The sequence below is a fragment of the Cloacibacterium caeni genome, assembly GCF_907163125.1.
Lineage (GTDB): Bacteria > Bacteroidota > Bacteroidia > Flavobacteriales > Weeksellaceae > Cloacibacterium > Cloacibacterium caeni_B.
Map to the genome: position 1 here is coordinate 2,742,209 of NZ_OU015319.1, position 13,406 is coordinate 2,755,614.

At 33.4% G+C, this 13,406-nt stretch carries 10 protein-coding genes; 2 read left to right on the plus strand and 8 right to left on the minus strand.

What is annotated here, in order from left to right:
• Positions 1–6: 6 nt before the first annotated feature.
• The 5 genes from KKQ79_RS12770 to KKQ79_RS12790 form a co-directional block, all read right to left on the minus strand.
• Positions 7–3,144 carry a UvrD-helicase domain-containing protein gene (locus KKQ79_RS12770; protein WP_213190459.1) on the minus strand — a complete coding sequence of 1,046 codons (3,138 nt, stop codon included), beginning with the start codon at positions 3,142–3,144 and terminating at the stop codon, positions 7–9.
• A 177-nt stretch (positions 3,145–3,321) separates the two neighbouring features.
• Entirely contained in the window at positions 3,322–4,950 is a 1,629-nt protein-coding gene (groL, locus tag KKQ79_RS12775; RefSeq protein ID WP_213190460.1) for a chaperonin GroEL, read from the minus strand.
• A gap of 110 nt (positions 4,951–5,060) precedes the next feature.
• Complete coding sequence (locus tag KKQ79_RS12780) at positions 5,061–5,339, minus strand: co-chaperone GroES (protein ID WP_213190461.1); 279 nt, start codon at positions 5,337–5,339, stop codon at positions 5,061–5,063.
• Positions 5,340–5,525: 186 nt separating this feature from the next.
• Positions 5,526–7,910 carry a M1 family metallopeptidase gene (locus KKQ79_RS12785; RefSeq protein WP_213190462.1) on the minus strand — a complete coding sequence of 795 codons (2,385 nt, stop codon included), beginning with the start codon at positions 7,908–7,910 and terminating at the stop codon, positions 5,526–5,528.
• Between the two features lie 113 nt (positions 7,911–8,023).
• Positions 8,024–8,599 carry a HupE/UreJ family protein gene (locus KKQ79_RS12790; RefSeq protein WP_104794212.1) on the minus strand — a complete coding sequence of 192 codons (576 nt, stop codon included), beginning with the start codon at positions 8,597–8,599 and terminating at the stop codon, positions 8,024–8,026.
• A gap of 64 nt (positions 8,600–8,663) precedes the next feature.
• Here KKQ79_RS12790 and KKQ79_RS12795 point away from each other — a divergent pair, with 64 nt between their 5' ends.
• Positions 8,664–9,164: a DUF6702 family protein gene (locus KKQ79_RS12795; protein WP_213190463.1), complete on the plus strand. Its 501-nt coding sequence runs from the start codon at positions 8,664–8,666 to the stop codon at positions 9,162–9,164.
• Here the strand turns inward: KKQ79_RS12795 and KKQ79_RS12800 are convergent.
• From KKQ79_RS12800 to radA, 3 genes are all read right to left on the minus strand, one after another.
• Entirely contained in the window at positions 9,121–9,741 is a 621-nt protein-coding gene (locus KKQ79_RS12800) for an acyl carrier protein phosphodiesterase (RefSeq protein WP_213190464.1), read from the minus strand. The two genes, KKQ79_RS12795 and KKQ79_RS12800, sit on opposite strands and share 44 nt — an antisense overlap.
• A gap of 29 nt (positions 9,742–9,770) precedes the next feature.
• Positions 9,771–10,133: a four helix bundle protein gene (locus KKQ79_RS12805; RefSeq protein WP_213190465.1), complete on the minus strand. Its 363-nt coding sequence runs from the start codon at positions 10,131–10,133 to the stop codon at positions 9,771–9,773.
• A gap of 65 nt (positions 10,134–10,198) precedes the next feature.
• Positions 10,199–11,548, minus strand: a complete 1,350-nt coding sequence (gene radA, locus KKQ79_RS12810; RefSeq protein ID WP_213190466.1) for a DNA repair protein RadA — start codon at positions 11,546–11,548, stop codon at positions 10,199–10,201.
• Positions 11,549–11,654: 106 nt separating this feature from the next.
• On the opposite strand from radA, the gene pyrG reads away from it, so the two are divergent.
• On the plus strand, positions 11,655–13,262 hold the full coding sequence (gene pyrG, locus KKQ79_RS12815; RefSeq protein ID WP_213190467.1) for a CTP synthase: 1,608 nt from the start codon (positions 11,655–11,657) through the stop codon (positions 13,260–13,262).
• The last annotated feature ends 144 nt before the right edge of the window (positions 13,263–13,406 follow it).

Consider the following 13,406-nt stretch of genomic DNA (forward strand, 5'->3'; position numbering starts at 1 on the left):
ATAAAGTTACAAATAAATCAATTCGGCTCCACCAATTTTTCTGCCGAGATTTTCCATCGCTTTTTGGTACAAATCAATTTGTTTTTGGTGATTTTCTGATGGATTTCCGGTTTTAAAATCGATGATAAACCAAGCGTTATCTATTTTCACCATTCTATCTGGTCTGTAGGTTTTTCCTTCAATCATCAATTCTCTTTCGCTTAAAACTTCTTGATTTTCTGTAAAATATTTGGGGTATTTTTCTATTATTTCAAAAATTCTATCGGCAATTTCAGATTTTTCAGTTTTGGTAATTAAACCTTCTAAAAGATAAGATTTCAACACTTTTTCAATGTCATTTTTATCATTAATTTTTGCCAAAATTTCGTGGGTAAATATTCCTTTTCTCACCTTTTCATTTCTTTCCTGATAATTTTTAGAAGGTGTAGCAATCGTAATATTTGCAGATTTTTCGTGCTTTTGAGTGAGAGATGTAATCTGTTGAGAAATGTGCTGTTTTTCTTCTTTTTTACTTTGTTTTTTTAATGAATTTTCATCGATTTTAAAAACATCAAAACTATCTAAATTTTCTACATTTTTAGATTTCAAGAAATCATAAATTTCAATATTTGATGGATTTTCGTTTCCGTTTTTATCTGTAGTTGGTTTTTGGACATAAAGAAACAATTGTTCTACAGGTCTGGTTGTGGCTACATATTGCAGGCACAATCTATCGATGAAATTTTTGTAAGCATTTTCTTTGTTAAATTCAGAAATTTGGTCATCGTAGGTTTGTAATTTCTTGTCAAAACCACCAATATTTACCGATTTCAAAGCGGTATTTTCTTCCAAAGAAAACCAATCCTGAATTTTACTGTCCTTATGCGCATTTTCCATCGGAAGAAAAACCACAGGAAACTCTAAACCTTTCGCTTTGTGAATGGTCATTAATTGAATAGCATCAATGTTTTCCGAAGCTTGAATGCTCGTATTTTTACCTTCTTCTTCCCAAAATTGGAGAAAATCCTTCAAAGTTGCGCCTGCATTTTGGGTGTAATTGTAAAGCAATTCCAAAAAATTGAGTAAGAAATCGGTTTCTTTATCTTTCACCGAAAATTCGTGGATGTAATATTCTATAAAATTGTACAAATTAAGATGCGGAAAATCTTCCTGTTTCAGCGAAACTCCATATTTTTCTTTGATGAAGGTTTCAATATCTTTTTTGTTTTCGATGTCTAAAATCTGCTTCATTTCTACTGAAAAATCCTGCATTGTTATTCTGCCAGATTTTGCCAATTCGTACATCATTTTCACCAAAAATCTTCTGTTTTTAGGGAAAGTTTCCCAATACAAAAACTGAATTAAAGCTCGAAGCGTTCCAGAAAGTTCGAGTGTTAAACCTTTCTCCGAAATCGTTTTTATATACGTTTCTTCGCCTTTGTAATTCACTTTTAGGTTTCCCAACAATTTAGAAAAATTGAAAATATCATTATTTCCACGGCAAAGAATGGTGATGTCGCTAAGTTCAAAACCATTATTGATGCACTCTTGCAAATCTTGTTGCATTTTTTCGGTGCAATCTTGGTAATAAATTTCCTTCAAATCATTTTCTAAAAAATGGACTTTCACTCTTCCTTCTTTTCCAGAAAAAGCACTTTGTTCTGCATCTTTCCCGAATAATTTGGCGTGTTCTTCATTCAGGTAACTTCCGTAAAAATGATACAATTCATTGTTGAATTTCACAATGTTTTTGGCGCTTCTAAAATTTTGTTGAAGCGTTTCTATTTCTACTTTAATTGGCGAAAAATCTTTTTTATTGATAATGTCGAGCATTATTTCTGCATTTCCACCTCTGAATCTGTAAATACTTTGTTTTGGGTCGCCAACTAACGTAAAACTAGAATTTTCGGTAGCGATATTGTGGTCACGAAGCGGAAGGAAATTCATCCATTGCAACGCTGATGTATCTTGAAATTCATCGAAAAAATAATGATGAAATTGTGTTCCTACTTTTTCATAAATGAATGCAGAAGGCTCGTTTCGAAGGTTTTCATTAATCAAAACATTGAATTTGGAAAGCAAAACCAAATCGTTTTCATCTTCAATGAGTTGCAATTGGTCTTGAATTTCTTTGTTAACTTTCAAAGGCAACAAAGCACGCAAAATTTTCTCTTTTTTCTCTCCGAGAATATAATTTTGAATAATTTTTCTGCGATTTTCAATTAAAGTTTCTAAAATTCCAAAAATTTCAGATTCTTTGTTTTTGCCTTTTCCAGAAGCGCCTTTAGCAGCATTATTTAAGAAGTTTTCTTCGTTTACAGGAAAAGGAAAATCTCTTTTTCCCGAAGTAAATTCAATAATTTTTTTGAAAAAGCCTCCAATTCCATTTGCTCCTTGTGAAAAATCTTCGATTTCCAAACCGTTATTTTTAATTAAATCTAAAGAATCCTGGGCAATTTTTTTAGAATTTTCTTTCAGTTCACGGATTTCAGTTCTGATATTATTTTTAGTGTTTTCGTAGGCTTTCCAATCGAAATCTTTATTTTCTTCGAGCCAATGATAATGCTTGTCATTTACAAATTCTTTGGCAGAATCGAGTAGGGTTTTGTTGATGTTGACACGCTCATTTTGGTCGAGGCTATAATTTACATAATCGAGAAAAGCTTCGGAAATTTGTTCGTCTTCGCCAATTTTATTGAGCATTTGATCCACCGCTTCAATCAAGAAAGGTTCTGGTTGAATTTCTAAGTTAAAATTTTGTGCCAAACCCAATTCGTAAGAAAAACTTCTCACCAATTTTGCGTTGAATTTATCAATCGTTCCGATGTTTAAAGTAGAGTAATTGTGCAAAATATAATCAAGCACTTTTTGCGAACGTTGATGTAAATCGTCTAAGGTAATTTTCTTGCCTTGTTCTTCAAAATTCTGCTGAATTCCGAGTAATTTATCGTTTTCGGTGTAGTTTTCTTGGGTAAATTCTTTGAGCCAAGAAAGAATTCTTTCCTTCATTTCGTTGGCTGCTTTATTGGTAAAAGTGAGCGCTAATATATAACGAATAGCGTCTTTTTGATATGGATTTTCAAGGCAAATCATCAACACTCTTTGTACCAAAGTGTAAGTTTTACCAGAACCGGCAGAAGCATTGATGGCGATGTATGGTTTCATTTTACTAATTTCTTGAAATTTTTTGGAAATAAAAAATTTTTAAAACCGCAAAATTGACAAAAGAATTTATTGAAGTAAGCATTTTAAAAGTAAAAAAAAGTTTCAAATCGTTGAATAAAAAAATCCGTCCAAAAAAATTGAACGGATTTTAAAATTTATTGTTTCAGCGACACGCTGTTACATCATTCCTGGCATTCCTCCTCCCATTGGTGGCATTGCACCTTCAGGTTTTGGAACTTCTGTGATTACACATTCTGTAGTTAATAGCATTCCTGATACAGAAGCAGCGTTTTCTAAAGCAACTCTTGTTACTTTGGTTGGGTCTATAATACCAGCTTCTAGCATATTTACATACTCATCAGTTTTAGCATTGTAACCGAAATCTCCGCTTCCTTCTGCTACTTTAGCTACAATTACAGAACCTTCACCACCTGCATTTGCAACGATTTGTCTCAATGGTTCTTCGATGGCTCTTTTTACGATTTTGATACCAGTAGATTCATCTTGATTCGCTCCAGAAAGATTGTCTAGTGCAGAAATTGCTCTTACTAAAGCAACACCACCACCAGCTACAATTCCTTCTTCTACAGCAGCTCTTGTTGCGTGAAGTGCATCGTCAACTCTGTCTTTTTTCTCTTTCATTTCTACTTCAGAAGCAGCACCTACGTAAAGAACAGCAACCCCACCAGCTAATTTAGCCAATCTTTCTTGCAATTTTTCTCTGTCGTAATCCGAAGTTGTAGATTCCATTTGAGCTTTAATTTGGTTTACTCTACCTTTGATTTCTTCTTCGTTACCAGCTCCGTTTACGATGGTTGTATTGTCTTTGTCGATAGTTACTTTTTCTGCTCTACCCAACATTTCAATAGTAACATTATCCATATTGAAACCTCTTTCTTCAGAAACAACTTGTCCACCAGTTAAGATAGCGATGTCTTCTAGCATTGCTTTTCTTCTGTCTCCGAAACCAGGAGCTTTAACGGCAGCAATTTTAAGAGAACCTCTTAATTTGTTTACTACTAAAGTTGCTAAAGCTTCACCTTCTACTTCTTCAGAAATAATTAAAAGAGATTTTCCTTGTTGAGCAACTGGTTCTAGAACTGGCAATAATTCTTTCATAGAAGAGATTTTTTTCTCAACCAAAAGAATATAAGGATTGTCTAGTTCCGCAACCATTTTCTCAGCATTCGTTACTAAATATGCAGATTGGTAACCTCTATCGAATTGCATACCTTCTACTACATCTACAGTAGTATCAGTACCTTTTGCTTCTTCTACAGTAATTACACCTTCTTTACCTACTTTAGAAAACGCTTCAGCGATTAATGAACCGATAGTATCGTCATTATTTGCAGAAATGGAAGCTACTTGTCTGATTTTTTCAGCAGAATCACCTACAGATTGAGATTGAGATTTAAGATTTTCTACAACAGCAGTTACTGCTTTGTCGATTCCTCTTTTTAAATCCATAGGATTAGCACCAGCTGCTACGTTTTTAAGACCTTCTCTTACGATAGCCTGAGCCAAAACTGTAGCGGTAGTAGTACCATCACCAGCAATGTCATTAGTTTTAGAAGCAACTTCTTTTACCATTTGAGCACCCATGTTTTCTACTTTGTCTTCTAGCTCAATTTCTTTTGCTACAGAAACACCGTCTTTAGTTACGTGAGGAGCACCGAAAGCTTTCTCAATCACTACGTTTCTTCCTTTAGGTCCTAAAGTTACTTTTACTGCATTTGCTAATGCATCAACACCTCTTTTTAGAGCGTCTCTTGATTCAATATCGAATTTAATTTCTTTTGCCATAATATTTTTACTTTTTGGCTGTCAGCTTTCTGCTTTCAGCATTTAAAATTATAAAGTTTAAAAATTTCAAAAAACATCAACAATCTTTGCTGATTGCTGATAGCAGAATGCTATCCAAGAATTCCTAATAAATCACTTTCTCTTACAATTAAATAATCTTTACCGTCTAGTTTTAATTCTGAACCGGCATATTTACCGTAAAGAACTCTATCGCCAACTTTTACTGTCATTGGTTCGTCTGGTTTTCCGTTGCCAACAGCAACTACAGTTCCTTCTTGTGGTTTTTCTTTTGCGGTATCAGGAATGATGATTCCTGAAGCTGTTTTAGTTTCTGCTTGTACAGGTTCTACTAAAACTCTGTCTGCTAATGGTTTAAAATTTACTGACATATGTATAATTATTTTTAAATTTTCTGTGATGGAATTCTCCAATTTTGTGCCAATGGCAATTCTGCAATATAAATTGAAAATTGAGAGATAATTTGGCAGATTTTTCTCAAAATGAAGTGAAATTTTGGCAGAAAAAAGCCACTCAATTTTGTGAGTGGCTTCAGGGTTATATCAATTATTTAAGGTTTAATTTTTCTTTCCTGCGGCTTGCATTGGGTTTACCATTCCACCAGCAGCTCCTCTTCTTCTGTTTTCTTGGTTCTGTTTGAACACTTGGAATTTAGAAGTGCTTTCTGGTGTAACTTTATCAGCTGTCCATAGGTTATTAGTTGTATCAATATCGGCAGTTTCTAACATTGGGTCTAATTGAATTGACTTTAATTTTTTGTCAAAATAGTATGTTTTTGAAACTTTTTTCTCGTCTGATCTCCAGATTTGCGCTGGGATTTTGTCGTTTAATTTAGTTCCATCTTCGAAAGTGAATTCTAAAATAATTGGCATTACCATTCCTCCTTTGTTAGAGAAGTCAATTTGGTAGCCTGTGATATTTTTTAGACTTTCTCTTTCTTTGGTGTCAAGATTTTTCGGAGCTTCACCTTTTATGGTGTATTCTTTTTGAGTGTCTACTTTTTCTAAACCTCTTGCGTATCTCCAATAAAAATCTCTTAAAGATTGGTCTTCATCAGTTTTGAAAGTAACTTTCTTATCTTCTTTATTTCTGATTTTAGAAATATCTTCGAAGTCATTTACTTCTGGTTCGTCTACTTTATATTTAAAATCTCTAGCTTGTGGTTTTCCGTCAAAATCTGGAGTTGCCACAGTAACTTTGTCTATGGCGATATCTACTGCATCTGTGCTGTAGAACCATCCTCTCCAGAACCAATCTAAATCTTCTCCAGAAGCATCTTCCATCGTTCTGAATAAATCTGCAGGTTCAGGATGTCTGAACGCCCATCTTTTAGAATATGTTTTGAAAGCTTTGTCAAAAAGTTCTCTTCCCATGATGGTTTCTCTCAAAATATTAAGACCTGTTGCAGGTTTTGCGTAAGCATTCGGACCGAAATGAATAATGTTCTCAGAATTGGTCATGATAGGCTCTAATTGGTCTTTTGGCAATTTCATGTAGTTCACAATGGTGTGAGCTGGTCCTCTTCTTGAAGGGAATTTATTATCCCAAAGTTCTTCGGTAAGATATTCTACAAAAGTATTAAGGCCTTCATCCATCCAAGACCATTGTCTTTCGTCTGAATTGATAATCATCGGGAAGAAATTATGTCCTACTTCGTGGATAATTACGCCGATCATTCCGTTTTTAATTCCTTCTGAATAGGTTCCGTCTTTTTCTGTTCTACCATAGTTGAAACAAATCATAGGATATTCCATACCGTTTGACGCTTCTATAGATTGTGCTACTGGATATGGATAAGGAATGGTAAATTCTGAATACGTTTTAATTGTATGAGCTACTGCTTTAGTAGAATATTTTCTGTATAAATTGTATGCTTCTTTAGGATAAAGACTCATACACATTACTTTATTGTTATTTTCTTCAATCAATTGAGGCATTGCGTCCCAAATGAATTTTCTAGAAGAAGTCCAAGCGAAATCTCTTACATTTTCTGCTTCGAAAGTCCAAGTTTTTCTGTTTTTTGATTTAGATTTTTCTGCTTTTTTAGCTTCGTCTAGTGTAACGATTTCTATTGGTTCTTTAGTGTTTTGCGCTTTTTGCCATCTTGCAAACTGTTCAGCGGTTAAAACTTCTGAGAAATTTTTTCCAGAACCAGTAGAAGCTACAATATGATCAGCGGGAACATTCATATTTACTTTGAAATTTCCAAAAGTAAGGGTGAATTCTCCTCGACCTGTAAATTGGTGATTTTGCCAACCTTGATTGTCCGAATAAACACAAAGTCTAGGATACCATTGCGTCATGGTAAAAAGGTGGTTGCCATCTTCTGGGAAGAATTCATAACCGCCTCTTCCTCCTTGCTTCATTCTATCTGGAATGTTATAATTCCAATCGATTTTAAATTTAAAAGTTTCGCCTTTTTTTAATTTTTTAGGTAAATCTATTCTCATCATGGTTTTATTAACCACATAAGAAAGCGCATTACCATTCGCATCTGTTACTTTTTCTAAATTAATCCCGAAACCATTATCTTTTACGGGTAATTCAGTAGCTTTTAATCTATCAGATGAAATTTGTTTAGCTAGAGTAGAAGAAGATTGATAACCAGCATCTTTAGTGTTGCTGGTGTCATTCTCATCTAATTGTAACCAAAGATATTCTAATTCGTCTGGCGAATTATTGTAATAAGTAATTGTTTCTGAGCCTTTTAAGTTAAGTTTTTCCTCGTCTAGATATGCATTGATTTCATAATCAGCACGTTGTTGCCAATATTCATGACCAGGTGCTCCAGAAGCGGTTCTGTAACTGTTTGGCGTAGGTAAAATGGTTCCTAGTTGCTCAAATTTATTTCCATGATTGCTACCAGGATTATTCTGATGATTTTGGGCGGAAGTACTTACGAAAGCGTAAAGAAAAACAAAAATACTTAGAACTTTTTTCATTATAAATTTTTAATTTTTATCGATTTGTCAACAAATATAAAAATTTGTTACAACAGAGCATGTTTTTTTTATAAAAAATAACTGTTAATGTAGTTTTATGCAGATAAAATTGATTAAGGAATCCTTTCTAAAGCCATTTTTAGTGCAAAAATGAAGATAGGAACAGATATAATGTAAATCCAAATTTTATTAGAAAGTTTCAGAACTTCCGAGAAAATATAATGTATGAATAGTGCGATGGCTACGACTACAATTTGCCCTAGTTCAAGTCCCACGTTAAATCCAAATAAAGGTAAAGTAATGTCTTGTTCACTTGCGAGCATCATTCTTACAGAATTCGCAAATCCCATTCCATGAATTAAGCCGAATAATAAAGCCAAATAATAATTGAGTTGAATGAGTTTTTTCTCGTTTTTAGAAAAAATAATGTTGTCTAAAGCAGTGAAAACAATAGTGCAAGGAATTAAAAATTCTACCCAATCAGAAGGAAATCTGAACACATCTAATGCGCTTAAAACCAATGTTAAAGAATGTCCAATCGTAAATGCAGTTACTAGAATTAAAACTTTTTTCCAATCTCTAAAACTGAAAATAGCAATAAGTGCCAAAATGAATAATTGATGATCTAGAGCGTCTTTTGAGATGATGTGTTCCCAACCTAATTGTAAATAAAATAAAAAATCTTGCATGTTTTAAAATTTGAGTTACGAAAATAATGATTAATTTCGGAACGGATTTTGAAATAATGAAAGCATGAAAAAATTCTTTTTACTTTTTACTTTTTTACTGGGTTTTGTAGTTTCTGCGAAACCTATTCATCCTTATCATGTAGGTTCGGTGGAAATTAATTATAATGCTAAAACCAAAACTTTTGAGATTTCCGCCAAATTTTTCTTAGACGATTTAGAAAATAGTCTTAATGCCAAGTATAATAAAACGTTACACTTTGGCGAAGAAAAAAGTAAAGCAGGATTAGACCAAGCTCTAGAAAATTATTTTGCAGAATATTTTAAATTGAAATCTAATAATAAATTTTTGAAAATCAATTATTTAGGTTTTGAAGAAGATAAAGAATCTGTCAATGTTTATCTAGAATCTGAGGCGACAGAAATGCCTAAAAAAGTAGAAACCGCAGTGAGTTTATTGTACAGTTTTTTTGATGATCAAATGAACATAGTTCACATTATTGTAAATGGCGAACGAAAAAGTTCTAAACTAAACTATCCGGATCGATATCTGTATCAGATGTTTTAAAATTATCATTCAAGGAAATACAGAACTGATGTAAATCTGGGAAAAATTCTTCGTAGCAAGAGCGCAAAAACTCTTTGTGATGCTGGAAAAAACCATAAACAGGAATAGAATTGTCCAGATATTTTGCTTTATTCAAGACATTATTAATGCTGTATTCCATTCCCCAATCAAAACGATAATTATAGAGCCAATTGTCTTTTTCCATTCTAGGAAGGACTTTTCTGAAATTTTCAGGTAAAATGGCTTCGTGATTATTGAGAACTTGATAAACATGAGCAGTGAAATCCCGCCATTCTTTGGCAGATTTTACATTTTTATCATTGGCTAAAAAATAATCAAAAACCACATCTACGAAAGCGCCAGAATACAATCTTACAATCGGTTGGAAAACGGTTTTGGCTTCTAAAACTTTTGGGTGAACATCCGTAAAAGCATCAATAGCTCTGTGAAGCGTAATTCCTTGCTGAATCCCTTCTGATAAATGATCTCGCTTTTTATTTTTAATAAAATCACCAATCAAATTCCCCACGATTTGCTCATCGGTAAAAGAAAGGTAAGTGTGTGCAAGGAAATTCATTTTTTTAAGTATGAGGTATGAAGTATGATTTATAATGTCTTTTTTAAGTTTGATTTTTTAGTAAGAATAATACTTCTTATTATTTTTAATAATTCTGTTGCTTGTGAAGATAAATTTACAAAATTTTCTTCAGAAATAAAATCAGTTTTTCTTAATAATTCTAGCCAAAATAATGTTTCGTCGCATTCTTTTTGTGCAATAGCATTTTTATGGATAAAATCTAAATCAGATTGAGCGTTTTTTGCTTCACGAAGATTAGCGCCAATTGATGTTCCAGACTTTAAAATTTGTTTACTCATTACAAATTCTCTCTTTTCGTCTTTTAAAAATTTATAAAGGTTTACAATTTCAATTGCAAAGTTCATACTTTTATCTCTAACGATATCTGACATGTTTGTTATTAGTTTTATTAATTATTTAGTTCATAAATTCATCCTTCATCCTTCATATTTCATCCTTAAAAAAGTTTTTCGTGGAACTCTTCTATTTTACTCACTTCTTCTATTCTAATCCCGAATTTTCTTTTAGGAATTTTGTTGAGGTTGGAAACAAAAATCTTTTCATAGCCCAATTTTTCAGCTTCCGAAATTCTTTGTTCAATTTGAGGAATCGGTCTAATTTCTCCACTCAAACCTATTTCGCCCGCAAAACAATATTTCTCCGAAATGGCTAAATCTTCGTTACTGCTCAAAACAGCTGCAATTACCGCTAAATCTAGTGCAGGATCATCTGTTTTTATTCCACCGGTAATGTTCAGGAAAACGTCTTTTGCACCCAACATAAAACCAGCGCGTTTTTCTAAAACAGCAAGAAGCATGTTCAATCTTTTGCTATCAAAACCAGTGCAACTGCGTTGTGGAGTTCCATAGACTGCTGTGGAAACTAAAGCCTGAATTTCTATAAGCATCGGCCTGTTTCCTTCCAAAGTAACGGCAACTGCGTTTCCTGAAAGTTCTTCAAATTTTTTGGTGATTAAGATTTCCGAAGGATTTTTAATTTCTTTTAAACCTTGAGTCACCATTTCATAAATTCCTATTTCTTGAGTAGAACCAAAACGGTTTTTCTGAGCTCTTAATAATCTGAAAAGGTGATTTCTGTCTCCGTCAAAATTAAGAACTACGTCTACCATGTGTTCCAGAACTTTCGGGCCGGCAATTTGTCCGTCTTTGGTAATGTGACCTACTAAAATAACGGGAATATTTTTTTCTTTGGCAAATTTTATCAATTCTCCAGAACATTCTCTAATCTGTGAAACCGTTCCTGCAGCACTTTCTAGCAATTGAGATTGTAAAGTTTGAATAGAATCTACAATCATCAAATCTGGCTGAAGATTTTTGGCTTCCATCAATATTTTTTCGATAGAAGTTTCGGTATATAGGAAACAGTTTGGATTTTGAACATCCGTAATTCTGTCGGCACGCATTTTAATTTGCGAAGCACTTTCTTCGCCAGAAACATACAGAATTTTCTTCTTCATTTTTAAGGCGAGTTGTAGTAGAAGCGTAGATTTACCAATTCCAGGTTCTCCACCAATGAGAATAACAGAGCCTAGAACAATTCCGCCTCCTAAAACACGGTTCAGCTCTTCTGAAACGGTTTTCAGACGAATTTCTGTTCCTGTTTCTACTTCGGTAATATTGATGATTTTTTGTTTCCCGCTTCCTAGAATATCATAGTGAGAAGATTTTTTTTCTACGATTTCTTCTACTAGAGTATTCCACTCTCCACAGTTTTTGCATTGTCCGTGCCATTGCGGATATTGCGTTCCACATTTCTGACAATAGTATGCTGTTTTTATTTTTGCCACAGATTTATAATTGATAAATGATGTTGCAATTTACAGAATTTTTGAAATAATTAATCGTTTTTGGGACTTTAGTCAAAATCCATTAACTTTGCACAAACCTAATCTAATGAGTAAAAAGAATACCAAATACATCTTTGTGACAGGAGGTGTAACTTCGTCTTTGGGAAAAGGCATTGTTTCGGCTTCACTTGGCCTGCTTTTAAAATCCCGAGGATTTAATGTAACCATCCAAAAACTTGATCCTTACATTAACATAGACCCAGGAACGCTTAATCCTTATGAGCATGGAGAATGTTATGTAACTGAAGATGGTGCAGAAACTGACCTAGATTTGGGTCACTACGAAAGATTTCTAGATTCTGCCACTTCTCAGAATAATAACGTTACTACAGGAAAAATCTATCAAACCGTAATAGAAAAAGAAAGAAAAGGAGATTTTCTAGGAAAAACCGTTCAGGTAATTCCACATATTACGAATGAAATTAAACGCAGAATAAAAATTCTTGCCAAAGAAAATTACGACATCATCATTACAGAAATTGGCGGAACAGTAGGCGATATAGAATCATTACCTTATATAGAAAGTGTTCGTCAATTAAGATGGGAGCTCGGCGAAAATAATTCTATGGTCATTCATCTTACTTTGCTTCCATATCTTGCAGCAAGTGGTGAATTGAAAACCAAGCCTTCTCAGCATTCTGTAAGACAATTGATGGAAAGTGGAATTCAAGCAGATGTATTGGTGTGCAGAACAGAGCATAAAATTACCAAAGAAATTAAAGCTAAACTGGCGCAATTCTGTAACGTTCCTGCGGAAAATGTAATCGAAAGTATAGATGTAGAAACGATTTATCAAGTCCCGTTAGAATTACAAAAACAAAAATTTGATGAAGTGGTTCTTAAGGAATTGGCTTTGCCAATGAATCAAGAATCTGATTTAAAAGACTGGAAAAACTTCCTCAAAAAATATAAAAATCCTAAGAAAAAAGTAGAAATTGCTTTAGTTGGAAAATATGTTTCGCTTCAAGATTCTTACAAATCTATTGCCGAAGCATTTATTCATGCAGGAGCTTCACAAGATACTGAAGTGAAACTGAGATGGGTTTACAGTGGCGATTTAACCGAAGAAAATTTAGCAGAAAATTTCAAAGGAATCGATGCAATGCTTATCGCACCAGGTTTTGGCGATAGAGGAATAGAAGGAAAAATTCTTGCGGCAAAATTTGCGAGAGAAAATAAAATTCCACTTTTGGGCATTTGTCTCGGAATGCAGATTATGACCATCGAATTTGCGAGAAATGTTTTGGGATTAAAAGATGCCAATTCTGCAGAATTTGATTTAACGACTAAAAATCCTGTCATTTCTTTAATGGAAGAACAAAAAAATGTAGTGGATAAAGGTGGTACGATGAGGTTGGGCGCTTGGAAGTGTCAATTAAAACCTCACACTAAACTTATAGAAATCTACGGAAACAAAAATATTATCGAAAGACACCGTCATCGCTACGAATTTAACTCAGATTACTTAGAAGATTTCGAGAAAAATGGTTTGTACGCTTCGGGAATTAATCCAGATACTAAATTAGTAGAAACGCTAGAATTGAAGAATCATCCTTTTTATATAGGTGTTCAGTATCACCCAGAATATAAAAGTACTGTAGCTACGCCGCATCCGCTGTTTGTAGCTTTGGTAAAAGCAGCTGCAGAAAAATAAATCTTAAACTCTCAATTTTTGAGAGTTTAATTTTTTAGAAATGACAATCTGACAAAAAATTCATATTTTTGTCACCCAAATTAATAAGGAATGCTATTTGAGAAAATTAAATCTCAAATCTTAAATTTCAAATCTTAAATTAAA